The 14,509-nt window shown below is 73.8% G+C and carries 10 protein-coding genes; 8 read left to right on the top strand and 2 right to left on the bottom strand.

Features of this window, described 5'->3' with window-relative positions:
- Positions 1-15 precede the first annotated feature (15 nt).
- From ACZ5DS_RS31045 to sucD, 7 genes are all read left to right on the top strand, one after another.
- Positions 16-1,155: an ATP-binding protein gene (locus ACZ5DS_RS31045; RefSeq protein ID WP_468245099.1), complete on the top strand. Its 1,140-nt coding sequence runs from the start codon at positions 16-18 to the stop codon at positions 1,153-1,155.
- A complete protein-coding gene (locus ACZ5DS_RS31040; protein WP_468245098.1) occupies positions 1,152-3,530 on the top strand; it encodes a DUF5682 family protein in 2,379 nt (792 codons plus the stop codon). The genes ACZ5DS_RS31045 and ACZ5DS_RS31040 overlap by 4 nt, the downstream gene beginning before the upstream one ends.
- Complete coding sequence (locus tag ACZ5DS_RS31035; RefSeq protein WP_468245097.1) at positions 3,527-4,765, top strand: VWA domain-containing protein; 1,239 nt, start codon at positions 3,527-3,529, stop codon at positions 4,763-4,765. The genes ACZ5DS_RS31040 and ACZ5DS_RS31035 overlap by 4 nt, the downstream gene beginning before the upstream one ends.
- Before the next feature lie 117 nt (positions 4,766-4,882).
- The gene (locus tag ACZ5DS_RS31030; RefSeq protein ID WP_468245095.1) at positions 4,883-5,701 is read left to right on the top strand and encodes a hypothetical protein; all 819 of its coding nucleotides are present in this window, start codon (positions 4,883-4,885) and stop codon (positions 5,699-5,701) included.
- A gap of 150 nt (positions 5,702-5,851) precedes the next feature.
- A complete protein-coding gene (locus tag ACZ5DS_RS31025) occupies positions 5,852-7,975 on the top strand; it encodes a hypothetical protein (protein WP_468245093.1) in 2,124 nt (707 codons plus the stop codon).
- 427 nt (positions 7,976-8,402) lie between these two features.
- Positions 8,403-9,581: an ADP-forming succinate--CoA ligase subunit beta gene (sucC, locus tag ACZ5DS_RS31020; protein WP_468245091.1), complete on the top strand. Its 1,179-nt coding sequence runs from the start codon at positions 8,403-8,405 to the stop codon at positions 9,579-9,581.
- A gap of 27 nt (positions 9,582-9,608) precedes the next feature.
- Positions 9,609-10,493: a succinate--CoA ligase subunit alpha gene (gene sucD, locus ACZ5DS_RS31015; protein WP_468245089.1), complete on the top strand. Its 885-nt coding sequence runs from the start codon at positions 9,609-9,611 to the stop codon at positions 10,491-10,493.
- Between the two features lie 129 nt (positions 10,494-10,622).
- Here the strand turns inward: sucD and ACZ5DS_RS31010 are convergent, their stop codons facing one another.
- Positions 10,623-11,723: a sigma factor-like helix-turn-helix DNA-binding protein gene (locus ACZ5DS_RS31010; RefSeq protein ID WP_468245292.1), complete on the bottom strand. Its 1,101-nt coding sequence runs from the start codon at positions 11,721-11,723 to the stop codon at positions 10,623-10,625.
- On the opposite strand from ACZ5DS_RS31010, the gene ACZ5DS_RS31005 reads away from it, so the two are divergent.
- Complete coding sequence (locus ACZ5DS_RS31005; RefSeq protein WP_468245087.1) at positions 11,617-13,473, top strand: cell division protein PerM; 1,857 nt, start codon at positions 11,617-11,619, stop codon at positions 13,471-13,473. The genes ACZ5DS_RS31010 and ACZ5DS_RS31005 overlap by 107 nt on opposite strands.
- Before the next feature lie 58 nt (positions 13,474-13,531).
- On the opposite strand, the gene ACZ5DS_RS31000 is transcribed toward ACZ5DS_RS31005, so the two are convergent.
- Positions 13,532-14,296 (bottom strand): hypothetical protein, encoded by a 765-nt coding sequence (locus ACZ5DS_RS31000; protein WP_468245084.1) that lies wholly within the window; start codon positions 14,294-14,296, stop codon positions 13,532-13,534.
- Between the last annotated feature and the right edge of the window lie 213 nt (positions 14,297-14,509).

The following is a 14,509-nucleotide window of genomic DNA, read 5'->3' as shown; positions in this document are numbered from 1 at the left end:
GAGGGGGCCTCAGCCATGACTGTGTCCATGGAGTCCGTGGAACCGACGTCCGTCGAAGCGAGCGGGAGCAAGGGTCCGCAGGCGTTGCGACCGCACGCCGAGCACGCCTTCGCGGACGAACTCGCCGCGCTGGCCGCTCAGGACGACCGCCCGCGCCCGGAGCGCTGGAAACTCTCGCCGTGGGCGGTGGCGACCTATCTGCTCGGCGGCATCCTGCCGGACGGCACGGTGATCTCGCCGAAGTACGTGGGACCGCGCCGCATCGTCGAGGTCGCCGTCACCACGCTCGCGACCGACCGCGCCCTGCTTCTGCTCGGCGTGCCCGGCACGGCCAAGACCTGGGTGTCGGAGCACCTGGCGGCCGCCGTCAGCGGCGACTCGACCCTGCTGGTGCAGGGCACGGCGGGCACGCCGGAGGAGGCGATCCGGTACGGCTGGAACTACGCACAGCTGCTCGCGCACGGCCCCAGCCGCGACGCCCTCGTGCCCAGCCCCGTCATGCGGGCCATGGCCGAGGGCATGACGGCCCGCGTGGAGGAGCTGACCCGCATCCCGGCCGACGTGCAGGACACGCTGATCACGATCCTGTCCGAGAAGACCCTGCCGATACCGGAGCTGGGCCAGGAGGTGCAGGCGGTCCGCGGTTTCAACCTCATCGCCACCGCCAACGACCGCGACCGCGGGGTCAACGACCTCTCCAGCGCGCTGCGCCGCCGCTTCAACACCGTGGTGCTGCCGCTGCCGGAGAGCGCCGACGCCGAGGTCGACATCGTCACGCGCCGCGTCGAGCAGATCGGCCGCTCCCTCGACCTGCCGGCCGTGCCCGACGGCATCGACGAGATCCGCCGGGTCGTGACGGTCTTCCGCGAGCTGCGCGACGGCATGACCGCCGACGGCCGTACGAAGCTGAAGTCGCCGAGCGGCACGCTCTCCACCGCCGAGGCGATCTCCGTCGTCACGGGCGGCCTGGCTCTCGCGGCGCACTTCGGTGACGGCGTGCTGCGCCCGGGCGACGTCGCCGCCGGCATCCTCGGCGCCGTCGTCCGCGACCCGGCGGCCGACCGGGTGATCTGGCAGGAGTACCTGGAGGCGGTCGTCCGTGAGCGCGACGGCTGGAAGGACTTCTACCGGGCCTGCCGGGAGGTGAGCGTGTGAGCGACGACTCCACGTGGGGCAGGGCGTACGCCTCCGGGCCGCTGCTGCTCGGAGTGCGCCACCACGGGCCCGGCTCCGCGCGCGCGGTGCGGGCCGCCCTGGACGCCGCCCGGCCCGGCGTCGTCCTGATCGAGGGACCGCCCGAGGCCGACCCGCTGGTCCCGTTGGCCGCCGACCCGGACATGCGGCCCCCGGTCGCCCTGCTCGCCCATGCCGTGGACGAGCCCGGCCGCTCGGCGTTCTGGCCGATGGCCGAGTTCAGCCCCGAGTGGGTGGCCATCCGCTGGGCCCTCGAACAGGGCGTCCCGGCCCGCTTCATCGACCTGCCCGCCACGCACACGCTGGCGTGGGACACCGAGGCGGAGCCGCCGTCCGACGCGGACACCGAGGGCGAGCCGGGTGCTGTGCGGGGCCTGCGCGTCGACCCCCTCGCCGTGCTCGCCGAGACCGCCGGGTACGACGATCCCGAGCGCTGGTGGGAGGACGTCGTCGAGCACCGGGGGACGGGCAAGCGGGACCCCTTCGCGCCGTTCGCCGCGCTGGAGGAGGCCATGACGGCGCTGCGGGAGCGGTACGGCGTCGGCGGGCGGCCCCGCGACCTGGTGCGGGAGGCCCACATGCGGCTCCAGGTGCGCGCCGCGCGCAAGGAGTTCGGGGATGCGGTGGCCGTGGTGTGCGGGGCGTGGCACGTGCCCGCGCTGCGGGAGAGGACCGCCGTCACCGTCGACCGGGCACAGCTGAAGGGTCTGCCCAAGGTCAAGGCGGATCTGACCTGGGTGCCATGGACGCACCGCAGACTGGCCCGGTCGAGCGGGTACGGCGCGGGGATCGACTCGCCGGGCTGGTACGGCCATCTGTTCCGGGCGCCGGACCGCCCGGTCGAGCGGTGGCTGACCACGGTGGCGGGGCTGCTGCGCGAGGAGGACCGGATCGTCTCCTCCGCGCATGTCATCGAGGCGGTGCGGCTCGCCGAGACCCTCGCGGCCATGCGCGGCCGTCCGCTGCCGGGCCTGAGCGAGACCACCGACGCCGTGCGGGCGGTGATGTGTGACGGCTCGGACGTGCCGCTGGCGCTGGTGCACGACCGGCTGGTGGTCGGGGATGTGCTGGGGGAGGTCCCGGAGTCGGCTCCGGCGGTGCCGTTGCAGCGGGACCTGGCCCGGGAGCAGCGCCGGCTGCGGCTCAAGCCGGAGGCGCTGGAGCGCGAGCTGGAGCTGGACCTTCGCAAGGAGACCGACGCCGGCCGCAGCAGACTGCTGCACCGGTTGCGGCTGCTCGGCGTCGGCTGGGGCGAGCCGACCGAGTCGCGGGGGAGCACGGGCACGTTCCGGGAGACCTGGCGGCTGCGCTGGGAGCCGGAGCTGTCGGTGCGGGTCGCCGAGGCGGGGGTGTGGGGGACGACCGTGCTGGCCGCGGCCACGGCCAAGGCGGAGGCGGAAGCGACCACCGCGGGCGCCCTCGCCGACGTGACCGCGCTCGCCGAGCACTGCCTGCTGGCCGGGCTGCCGGACGCGCTGCCCGTGGTGATGCGGGTGCTCGCCGACCGGGCGGCCCTCGACTCGGACGTCGGTCACCTCGCCCAGGCACTGCCCGCGCTGGTCCGCTCGCTGCGCTACGGCGATGTGCGCGGCACCGACACCGGCGCCCTGGCCGGTGTCGCGGCGGGCCTTGCCGAGCGGGTCTTCGTCGGACTCCCACCGGCCTGCGCAGCGCTGGACGCGGACGCGGCGGAGGAAATGCGCGGGCATGTCGACGCCGTGCACGGCGCCGTGGGACTCCTCGCGGAGACCCTGGCCGGCACCTCGGGCGCCGGCCACGGAGACCTGCGCGGCCGCTGGCGCTCCGTGCTGCGGGCCCTGGCCCTGCGGGACACGGTGCCCGGTGTCGTGCGGGGGCGGGCCGTGCGGCTGCTGCTGGACGACGGAGAGCTGGACCCCGAGGAGGCGGCCCGGCTGATGGGTCTGGTGCTCTCGCCGGGGACACCGCCCGCCGATGCGGCCGCCTGGATCGAGGGGTTCGTCGGCGGCGGGGGCGGCATGCTGCTGGTGCACGACGGGCGGCTGCTCGGCCTGGTCGACGCCTGGCTGACCGGGGTGCCCGCGGAGGCGTTCACGGATGTACTGCCGCTGCTGCGGCGCACGTTCTCGGCGTACGAGCCCGGAGTGCGCAGAACCCTCGGCGAACTCGTGCGGCGCGGGCCCGGAGGGAGCGGCGGCCCGGCAGGCCCGGCGGCCGGACTGCCCGGCTTCGCCGCGGAACCGGACACCGAGCGCGCGGACGCCGTGCTGCCGGTGCTGCGGCTGCTGCTCGGCCTGGGCGAGGACCAGGAGCACGAGACAACGCACGACAACAGCCTTGCGGGGGTGGGCACATGACAACCGAACCGGCACCAGCCGCGACGACGGAACCGATACCGGCCGCGACAACTGAATCGACACCGGCCGAGACTCCGATCGAGGCCGCCGACCCCGCGCGCGAACGGCTGCGGCGCTGGCGGCTGGTGCTCGGCGGCGACCAGGCCGACGGCACCGGATGCGCCCTGTCCGGCCGGGACGCGGCGATGGACGGAACGCTCACCGCGCTGTACGGCAAGGGGGACAGACCGCAGACGGGGCGGGACCGTTCGGCGGGGCTCGGGGCGTCGGCGCCGTCGGTGGCGCGCTGGCTCGGGGACATCCGCACCTACTTCCCCTCCTCCGTCGTCCAGGTCATGCAGCGCGATGCCATCGACCGGCTCGGGCTGGCCTCGCTGCTGCTCGAGCCGGAGATGCTGGAGGCGGTGGAGGCCGACGTCCACCTGGTCGGCACGCTGCTCTCGCTCAACAAGGCGATGCCGGAGACGACGAAGGAGACGGCACGGGCGGTCGTGCGCAAGGTGGTCGAGGACCTGGAGAAGCGGCTCGCCACCCGCACCCGGGCCACCCTCACCGGCGCCCTGGACCGCAGCGCGCGCGTCAACCGGCCGCGCCACCACGACATCGACTGGAACCGCACCATCGCGGCCAACCTCAAGCACTACCTGCCCGAGTACCGCACGATCGTGCCGGAGCGGCTCATCGGGTACGGGCGGGCGGCGCAGTCTGCGAAGAAGGAGGTCATCCTCTGCATCGACCAGTCCGGGTCGATGGCGGCGTCCGTGGTCTACGCGTCGGTGTTCGGGGCGGTGCTCGCCTCCATGCGGTCCATCAGCACCCGGCTGGTCGTCTTCGACACCGCGGTCGTGGACCTCACCGACCAGCTGGACGACCCGGTCGACGTCCTCTTCGGCACCCAGCTCGGCGGCGGCACGGACATCAACCGGGCCCTCGCGTACTGCCAGTCGCAGATCACCCGGCCCGCCGAGACGGTGGTCGTGCTGATCAGCGACCTGTACGAGGGCGGGATACGCAACGAGATGCTCAAGCGGGTCGCGGCGATGAAGGCGTCCGGGGTGCAGTTCGTCACGCTGCTCGCGCTGTCGGACGAGGGGGCGCCCGCATACGACCGTGAGCACGCGGCGGCGCTCGCGGCGCTCGGCGCACCGGCCTTCGCCTGCACGCCCGACCTGTTCCCGGAGGTGATGGCGGCGGCGATCGAGAAGCGGCCGCTGCCGATACCGGACACCGTGTGACGCGGGGCCGGAAAAGGGACATGGCTACCCATCGGTAATAGGGGGGTTGCGCTACCTCGGGCCGACCGTGCGAGGATCGACGCCGCCCGCCGTGCCGACCTGAGGAAGCTTTCCCTCTTGACCCTGACAGCCGCTCTGTTCGGTACCGCTGTGCGCATGCTGCGTACGGCGGCTGGGCGGCGTGCGCTGCAACTGGCACTGCTGGTCGGCGGGTTGTTCCTGCTCGGGTTCGTCTGCGGGGAGCAGGCCCATGCGGCCGAGGGGATGCCGGTGGCGCCGGTGACCTCGTCGGGGCCGGTGGCCGGGCGGGAGAACGCGGTACGAACCGTCACCGAACGGGTCGTCACCCCCGTGCGGGACGTCGTGCAGACGGCCTCCGACGCCCTTGAGGAGACGCGGACCAAGGCGCCGCAGCTCCCCACGCTGCCCGCCGCGCCCGCCGCACCTTCCTCGCCTCTGCCGGAACTCCCCGGGGCCTCCGAACTGCCCGTGCATCCGCTGCCCGCGCCGGTCGCCCCGGCGCCCGGACAGGACCCGCACGACGGCGCGGCACCGGCACCGGCGGAGGGCCAGGGCGACCGGGCCCGCGCCGAGGCGCGTACGCACGCCCGTACCGCCGTACCAGCGCGGCCCTCGGCCACCGCGTACGGACCGGACTTCGTACGCACCGCCGACACCCCTCGGGCAGCGGCGCACCCGCCCGCCCACCGCGCCACCGCGCCCGTCGACGCCCCCGCCCAGCCCGCGCCCGCCGGAGACCCGGACGGTGTGCTCGGCAAGCAGGCGGCCGACGGTTCCGCATCCCGCCACGGTGACGCCCATGCCGTCACTCTCGACGGCCGGGCGCCCCTGCGGCTCCTGCCCGGCGCCGCCGCGCGCGTCGACGCGCCCCGGACCCGGGAACGGCACCGGGACATCCCGGTCTTCCCCGGCTAGGCCACAGGGCCGACCTCCCCGCCACGGACCTGTCGCGCGGGGGCGGAACAGGTCTGCCCGCTCCGCCGGATCCACCGGCCTCCCCGGTGCGCTCCGGACGGAAATCCCCTAGCCGTTTCCGAAGCCGTTTCCGAAGGACTTGACGCACGCATGAACAAGAATCTCCGCCGCTCGATCGTGATAGCAGCCGGTGTCACCGGCGCCTGGGCCCTCGGCTCGGCCGCGGCCAGCGCCGACGAGCTGTCCACCCCGGCGGTCTCCGCACCGGACACCGACAGCACCCTCACCGGCAGCACCACCGGGACCCTCACCGACACCCTCGACGGCGTCCTCACCGACGTACACGACACCGTCTCCGACGTGACCGGCACGGCCACCTCGACCGTCTCCGGCACGGCGGCCAAGGCGCAGCAGCAGACCCGGACCGCCACCGGCACGGCCGACCAGGCCCGCCGCCAGGCCGAGGCGGAGGTCCCGGCCGCCGCGAAGATCCGGGGCGGCCAGGCCATCAACGGTGCCCGTGCCGCCCGCGCCGCCCAGACACAGACCACGGCGCACGCGCAGCACGCGCAGACTGCGGGCGCCCAGGTCACCGGCCGGGCCACCGCCGAGGCCACCGCGGCGACCCACACGGCCGCGCACACGGCCAATCACCTGTCCGCTCCTTCCGTTCCCTCCCCGCAGGACGCGATCGACTACCTCTTCGGCCCCCTCTCCTCCTTCGCCCCCGAGGTGGAGGAGGCCCTGGCGGCCGCCCAGACCAAGCTCCAGGCCACCCAGGCGGCCGCACGCCAGCGGGCCGCGGGTGTCGAGGGCGCCGTACGGACGACGGCACAGCAGACCGTGGCCGGGGCGCAGGGCCGTACCGCCGGTGCGGCCGTCCTCGCCGGCGGCGAGGCGGCACGGGCGACCGGTGCCGCCGAGGCCTCCGTCGCAGCCGTGCCCGCGCACGTCACCGGCACGGTCGCCGGAGTCGAGCAGCGGGCCGTCGGCACGGTTCGGGCCGTGCCGGGCACCGTCGCACCCGTCGTGGACGAGACGACCGCCGCCGCCGTCCCGCCGGTGGCCTCCGCCGCCGTGGCCGGGGTGGTGCCGGTCGCCGACGAGACGGTCGCGGGGGTGGCGCCGACCGCAGGACACGCGGTCGCGGGCGTGCACGGCACCGCTTCGGGCGCGGTGGCGGGCGTGCTGCCCACCGCCGGGTACGCGGTCGCGGGTGTCCAGGGCACCGCTTCGGGCGCGGTGACGGGCGTCCAGGGGACCGCCACCGGCGCGGTGACGGGCGTGCTGCCCACCGCCGGGTACGCCGTCGCGGGTGTCCAGGGCACCGCCTCGGGCGCCGTGGCGAGCGCGCGGGGGACCGCCACGAGCGCCGTCGCGGGCGTGCAGCGCACGGCCACGGACGCCGTGACCCAGGTGCACGGACTCGCCACGGACGCCGTGGCCGGCGTGCACGGGGTCACCACGGGTGCCGCGGTCGGCGTGGACGGCGTTGCCTGGGGTGCTGTGGGCGATGTGCACGGCACTGCCACAGGCGCTGCGGGGGGCGTGCACGGCGTCGCCACGGGCGCCGTGGGCGATGCGCACGGGATCGCTACCGGCGCGGTCACCGACGTGCACGGCGTCGCCACCGGTGCCCTCGCCGACGCGCTGCCCCTCGCCGACGGGCTTCTCGCGGACGTGCCGCCGTACGCCACCGGGCTGGTCGGGCAGGTTGCCCAGAACGCCGTGGACGCCGTGCTGCCGCCCGTCGCCGGGACGGCCGTGCACGGGGTCGTGCCGGTCGCCGGGCAGGCCGTGGCGGACGCGGGGACGCTCGCGTACGGCGTGGTGGGCGACGTGCAGCCCTTCGCCGGCGGTGTCGTGGGCGCCGTCCCGCCGCTCGCCCACGGCGTGACCGGACAGACCGGTGCCTTCGCGGAGGGCGTGACCGGGCAGGTGCCGCCGTTCGCGGCCGGAGTCACCGCTGCCGTGCAGCCGGTCGTGAACACGGTCACCGGGACCGTGTCGCCGGTCGTGGGCGGTGCCGAGGGCAGCGTGAGCAGGCTGGCGTACGGAGTGGCGGGTGAGGCTGGTCCTTACGTGGGCGGTGTCGTCGGCGGGACCGTGCCCCTCACACAGCCGGTCGGGCCGTTCGTGCAGGACCTCGGCGCAACCGCGCAGGCCACCGGCGGTCCGCTGGCCGGCCATGCCGTTGCCGGAGCCGAGGGCGTCGCCCAGTCCGCCACCCCGGGTTACGTCCAGGGTCTGGCGCACACCCACGGAGTGCAGTAGGGCTGAGCGCCGCGCAAGCTCCGCGGGGGCGAACGGACCCGGACGGCCGAACACCGTCGGTCGGTCCGGCCGGGTCCCCCGCGGGACGGGGCGGGTGGTCCCCATTGGGGTGGGGATCAACCGCCCCGGGCCCCCTCGGGCCCGATCAGAGGCCTCACCGGGTCAACCCCAGCCCGGTGAGGCCTCGCACATACCCGCGATCGCGGCACGCCGTGCCAGGAATCCCGGCATCATGTGACAGGTATCACCGCTCAGGTGTGACCCCTGATTTAGAGAGCTTCCGTGAGCGGCGATAACCTGCGAGACGGACATGCCGCGCGCTCGGACACCGTGTGCGCCTCCCTAGTGACAGCGGACGTCACGTTGCCCTTCGCGGCACGCCCACGCATCCAACGAACCGCGAGATCACTGATAGGGACGGAAGCGCGTGGACCTGTTCGAGTACCAGGCGAGGGACCTCTTCGCCAAGCACGATGTACCGGTGCTGGCCGGTGAAGTCATCGACACGCCTGAGGCGGCGCGCGAGATCACCGAGCGTCTGGGCGGCAAGTCCGTCGTCAAGGCGCAGGTGAAGGTCGGTGGTCGCGGCAAGGCCGGTGGTGTGAAGCTGGCTGCCTCCGCGGACGAGGCCGTCGCCCGTGCGACGGACATCCTCGGCATGGACATCAAGGGCCACACGGTCCACAAGGTCATGATCGCCGAGACCGCTCCGGAGATCCTCGAGGAGTACTACGTCTCCTTCCTCCTCGACCGTGCCAACCGCACCTTCCTCTCCATCGCCTCCGTCGAGGGCGGCATGGAGATCGAGGAGGTGGCGGCCACCCGTCCGGAGGCCGTCGCCAAGACCGCGATCGACCCGATCGACGGTGTGGACGAGGCCAAGGCCCGCGAGATCGTCGAGGCCGCCAAGTTCCCGGCCGACGTCGCCGACAAGGTCGTGAACGTCCTCGTCAAGCTGTGGGACACCTTCATCAAGTCGGACGCCCTCCTCGTCGAGGTCAACCCGCTCGCGAAGGTCGCCTCCGGTGACGTCCTCGCCCTCGACGGCAAGGTATCGCTGGACGAGAACGCCGAGTTCCGCCACGACTGGGACGAGCTCCACGACAAGGCCGCGGCCAACCCGCTCGAGGCCGCCGCCAAGGAGAAGAACCTCAACTACGTCAAGCTCGACGGTGAGGTCGGCATCATCGGCAACGGCGCCGGTCTCGTCATGAGCACCCTGGACGTCGTCGCGTACGCCGGTGAGAACCACGGTGGCGTCAAGCCCGCCAACTTCCTGGACATCGGCGGTGGCGCCTCCGCCCAGGTCATGGCGAACGGCCTGGAGATCATCCTGGGCGACCCGGACGTCAAGTCCGTCTTCGTCAACGTCTTCGGTGGCATCACGGCCTGCGACGAGGTCGCCAACGGCATCGTGCAGGCCCTGAAGCTCCTCGAGGACCGCGGCGAGAACGTCACCAAGCCGCTGGTCGTCCGCCTCGACGGCAACAACGCCGAGCTGGGCCGACAGATCCTCACCGACGCGAACCACCCGCTGGTGCAGCGCGTCGACACCATGGACGGCGCGGCCGACAAGGCCGCCGAGCTGGCCCACGCCGCCAAGTAAGCACTCAGGACGAGGACACAACACACCATGGCTATCTGGCTCAACAAGGACAGCAAGGTCATCGTCCAGGGCATGACCGGCGCCACGGGCATGAAGCACACCAAGCTCATGCTCGGCGACGGCACCAACGTCGTGGGCGGCGTGAACCCGCGCAAGGCGGGTCAGACCGTGGACTTCGACGGCACCGAGGTACCGGTGTTCGGTACGGTCGCCGAGGCCATCGAGAAGACCGGGGCCAACGTCTCCGTCATCTTCGTGCCGGAGAAGTTCACCAAGGACGCGGTCGTCGAGGCCATCGACGCCGAGATCCCGCTGGCCGTCGTGATCACCGAGGGCATCGCCGTGCACGACACGGCGTCCTTCTGGGCGTACGCCGGCAAGAAGGGCAACAAGACCCGCATCATCGGCCCGAACTGCCCCGGCATCATCACCCCGGGCCAGTCGAACGTCGGCATCATCCCGGGCGACATCACCAAGCCGGGCCGCATCGGCCTGGTCTCGAAGTCCGGCACGCTGACGTACCAGATGATGTACGAGCTGCGGGACATCGGCTTCTCCACCGCTGTCGGTATCGGCGGTGACCCGATCATCGGCTCCACGCACATCGACGCCCTGGCCGCGTTCCAGGACGACCCGGAGACCGAGCTCATCGTGATGATCGGTGAGATCGGTGGCGACGCGGAGGAGCGTGCCGCGGCGTTCATCAAGGAGAACGTGACCAAGCCGGTCGTCGGCTACGTCGCGGGCTTCACCGCGCCCGAGGGCAAGACGATGGGCCACGCCGGTGCCATCGTCTCCGGTTCGTCCGGCACCGCCCAGGCGAAGCAGGAGGCCCTCGAGGCCGCGGGCGTGAAGGTCGGCAAGACCCCGACCGAGACGGCGAAGCTGGCGCGCGAGATCCTCAGCGCCTGAGCTTCCTGGCTCGCTGTCGGTAGGCCCGTCCCCTTGGCTGGGGCGGGCCTACCGGCGTTTACGCTCGCCACGCCGGGTGGGCGCAGCCACGTGGGCACGACTGCCCACAGCCGGGCGAGGCCGCCCCGTTCACCTCGCCGCCGGCAGCAGTCGCTCGGGCCCCTTGGCAGCCGCCCCGTGCAGCTTCGCTCGCAGAGCCTGTTCCTCCTGTGACAGCGGACCCATGGCCGGTGGCGGGGGAACCCCCTGTACCGCCTGGGCCGGGGCGATCGGTGGCTCGTAATGCGTCGGAGCCGTGCGCAGCGTGAGCGTCGTCGCGCCGATGATCGTGACCGTGAAGGCGATGGCCGCCCGGGTCCAGAACACGTTCCGGCGTTCGCCGACCGTCCGTACCGCGCGGGGCTTGGCGGCGTGCAGGTGCTCCGCGGCGGCCAGTTCGAGCAGCCGCCGGTGCAGTGCGGCGGGGTCGGCCAGTTCCGGTGCGTGGGCGGCCACGGCCTCCCGGGCCCGGGTCAGCCGGCCGGCCGCGGCCGGGGTGCTCGCCTCCGTCTCGGCCGCCGTCTCGGGCAGGTCGAGGCCGACGCCGTCGTACAGGACGAGCGTGCGCCGGTACGACGGCGGGAGCTGCAGCAGGGCCTGCAGCAGCGCGCGGTCGGCAGGGTCGGCGGGCGGGGGTTCGGGCTCGCGGTAGCGCGGGCGGAAGCGGTGCCAGGGGGAGAGGGCGTACTCGTACGCCGTCGCGCGCACCCATCCGCCCGGGTCCCGGTCCTGGGCCACCTCGGGCCAGCGCTGCCAGGCGACCTGGAAGGCCCGCTCCACGGCCTCCCGGGCCAGCTCCCGGCGCCCGGTGAGCAGGTACGTCTGCCGTACGAGTGCGGGAGCACAGAACGCGTAGAGCGCATCGAAGGTCTGATCGGGCGTCAGGGCGGGCGGCGGCTGGGTGAGGTCGGCCTGAGTCTGCGTCACAGTGCTCCCCAAATTCGTACGACAAGTACATAAACATATATTGAGCGACACATCGGGAGTTGGCCTGTTACGACCGGAAAGCGCGTGTCGTTGGGACCATGGCGGCGTGACCCTGATGACCGCTCGCCGCCCGTCGTTGTCGCTCCTGGTGCACCGGATGCGCGACCGATCGCCCGGCCTGGGCGAGAGCCTCCTGGGCGGTGCCGTCGCCGCCGGGCTCGGGCTCGCCTCGCTCGCCGTGCTCGTCCTGGCGCTGTGGGTCAGCTCGCCGTACCCCGACAGCGGGCCGGGCGGGGCGCTGCACGCCGCCGCCGCGCTGTGGCTGCTGGCGCACGGGGCCGAACTGGTCCGCACCGACACCCTCTCCGGCGCGCCCATGCCGGTGGGCGTGACCCCGCTGCTGCTCCTCGCGCTGCCGGTGTGGCTGCTGTACCGGGCGGCGCGGGACGCGACGGACGCGCACCCCGGACCCGACGGCCCGCCACCGGTCCCGGCGCACACGGCCTGGACCGGGGTGGTCCTCGGCTACCTCGGCGTCGGCGGCGCCGCCGCGCTGTACTGCTCCGGCGGCGAACTGCGGCCCGTGTGGGGCTGGGTGACGGCCTGTCTGCCGCTGGTCGCGGCGGCCGCGGCGGCGGCCGGGGTCTGGTCGGCGCACGGCCGCCCGCTCGAGCCCGTGCTGAGCCTGCTGCGGGTGCTGCCGGGACCGATGCGGCGGCTGGTGTTCGGCATGGAGGCACAAGAGCGACTGGGTGCGGCCGTACGGGCCGGAGGCGCCGGAACGGCGGTGCTCTTCGGCGGCGGGGCACTGCTGCTCGCCGTGTCGCTGGTCCTGCACGGCGATGCGGCGCGGGACTCCTTCCTGCAGCTGACGGAGGGCTGGACGGGCCGGTTCGCGGTCCTGCTCCTCGGGATCGCGCTGATCCCCAACGCGGCGGTGTGGTCGGCGTCCTACGGCCTCGGCCCCGGCTTCGTCCTCGGCACCGGGCACCTGGTGCAGCCCCTGGCCTCCGACCCCGCCCCGCTGCTGCCCCCGTTCCCGCTGCTCGCCGCGGTACCGGACGCGGGCGCCGGAACGGAGCTGAACCGGGCGACGGGGCTGGTGCCGATGGCCGCCGGGGTGGCGGTGGCCTGGTTCGTGGCACGGGCGGCCGTGCGCGGTGGTGAGCAGGGGGAGGCGGAGGGCGCCGCTCAGGCGCCGGCACCCTGGTCGGCCGCGCGGACCACCGGGGTGCTCATGCTGGCGGCGCTGGTGTGCGCGGCGGTCTTCGCCCTCCTGAGCGCGCTGGCCGGCGGCCCGCTGGGCGTGGCCGCGCTGGCCCGCTTCGGCCCGGTGTGGTGGCAGAGCGGGGGAGCGGCCTGGCTGTGGATCGCGGTGGTCGGAATGCCCGTGGCGCTGACGGTACGGGCATGGCGGCTGCGGGGACAGAAAGCGCACTGCACGGTCCCGGCGCAGGGCACGGATCCGGGGAGCACGCAGCGAACGGAGAGCGGGACGACGGGGGAGACGGGGGAGACAGGGGAGACGGGGGAGACGGGCAAGAAGGAGGCCTCGACGGGTTCACGGAAGCCCACTGCGAAGGAGTCGAAGAAGGAGACGAAGGAGGCCAGGCAGAAGGCGAAATCGAAGGAGTCGAAGGAGACGTCGGCCAAAGCGGCTAAAGCAGAAAAAGCGGTCAAGGCAGCCAAGGCCACCAAGGGCCCCGGCCGCCGCCGGGACCACACCCTCGCCGGTGCCGAGCCCGACGACGGTGACCAGTACGACGTCCTGCCCGCGCCCGACCCGTTCGCCCCCGCCTGGCACGACGACCACTCCCGAGCCACCCGCCGGGCTGCCCCGCGCGAGGCCTCCGCGCCCGCGGACCCGCCCGACGCGGCCGACGCGCCCGACGCAGCCGACCGACCGCCTCTCGCGGAGCCCTCGGCCCCCGCGGACGCGCACCGCCCGAACGCCGAAGAAGCCGATGCCAAAGAACCCGGTGCCGAAGAACCCGAAGCGGAGGGCACCCCGTAGACAGTGCCCCCGGTGAGGCGGTCCCTCAGATGTTGCCCGCTCTCAGTGTTGCCCGCTCTCAGCTGTTGCCCACTCCGAGCACCCCGCGCAGCTCCTTCGGCAGGAGCTGGTCGCAGGACTGCTTGGCCTCGTGGGTGAGGGCGTCGCTGACGCAGGTGTAGTAGTCCCGGTAGACCAGCTGTGCCACGAACACCGTGCCCACCATGGCCAGCGCCAGGGTGGCCGTGACCAGGCCGCCGATCGCGGCCGTGGTCTGCGGACGGGGGCCCTGGACCGGCGCGGGGGTGTCCGGGTCGGGGGTGCGGGGCTTGGCGCGCAGGGCGCTGATGCCCCAGTACAGGGCCAGCGCACCCAGCAGCAGGGACACGTACGGCCAGCCGAACAGGACGAAGAAGACGGCCCACATCCCGGACAGCAGGGCGTAGCGCGCGCGGCGCTGGGCCGGGTCCGTCGGGTCCCAGCGCATGCCGGGGCCGGTCGGGCCGCCCGGGCCCTGGGGGCCGCCGCCGGGCCGCTCGCCGAAGCCGCCGGGCGAGCGGCCGGGCTGGCGGTCGCTCCACTGGGTGCCCCACGGGGAGCCGCCCCCGGAGTGCGCCGAGCCCTCGGGGTGACGGGGCCGCCACGGCCGGTCGGGGGTGCCCTCCGGCGGTGGCGCGAAGGGGTTGTCGTCCTGCTGCTCGCTGCCGCGTCCGTCGCCGTCGCGTCCTCCCTGGGGTGCCTCGGGCGGCGAGGCCGGGCGCTCCCGCAGCAGCACGACGCCACGCTCGCCCCCCTGGGCCGGGCGCGGGGGGAACGTGAGGAGTCGCAGGCTGCGATCGGGCATCAAAAGAGCGTCTTCCCCTAGGTGACTACGGCAGTCCGACATGAGCTTCCACCCCGTGAACGCACCGCACGGCGACCGCGTTCCCGAGGCTGCTCCTTCGTGATTCGTCCCGAACGCTACCTTCCGGCCACGCCCCCGTCCCGTGGGGGCCTTCCGGAGTGCCGGTATCGTTGCTGACGGTCGGCCGCTTCGTAGACTTCCCCGTATATCGGG

Source organism: Streptomyces sp. NPDC031100, assembly GCF_055570785.1.
Note: the sequence above shows the minus strand (reverse complement) of the source record. Positions and strands in the feature narration are given on the sequence as shown.

Coding starts and splice junctions, on each gene's coding strand:
- ACZ5DS_RS31045 (WP_468245099.1), top strand. CDS start 16: ATGACTGTGTCCATGGAGTCCGTGGAACCGACGTCCGTCGAAGCGAGC.
- ACZ5DS_RS31035 (WP_468245097.1), top strand. CDS start 3,527: ATGACAACCGAACCGGCACCAGCCGCGACGACGGAACCGATACCGGCC.
- ACZ5DS_RS31025 (WP_468245093.1), top strand. CDS start 5,852: ATGAACAAGAATCTCCGCCGCTCGATCGTGATAGCAGCCGGTGTCACC.
- sucD (WP_468245089.1), top strand. CDS start 9,609: ATGGCTATCTGGCTCAACAAGGACAGCAAGGTCATCGTCCAGGGCATG.
- ACZ5DS_RS31005 (WP_468245087.1), top strand. CDS start 11,617: ATGCGCGACCGATCGCCCGGCCTGGGCGAGAGCCTCCTGGGCGGTGCC.
- ACZ5DS_RS31000 (WP_468245084.1), bottom strand. CDS start 14,296: ATGCCCGATCGCAGCCTGCGACTCCTCACGTTCCCCCCGCGCCCGGCC.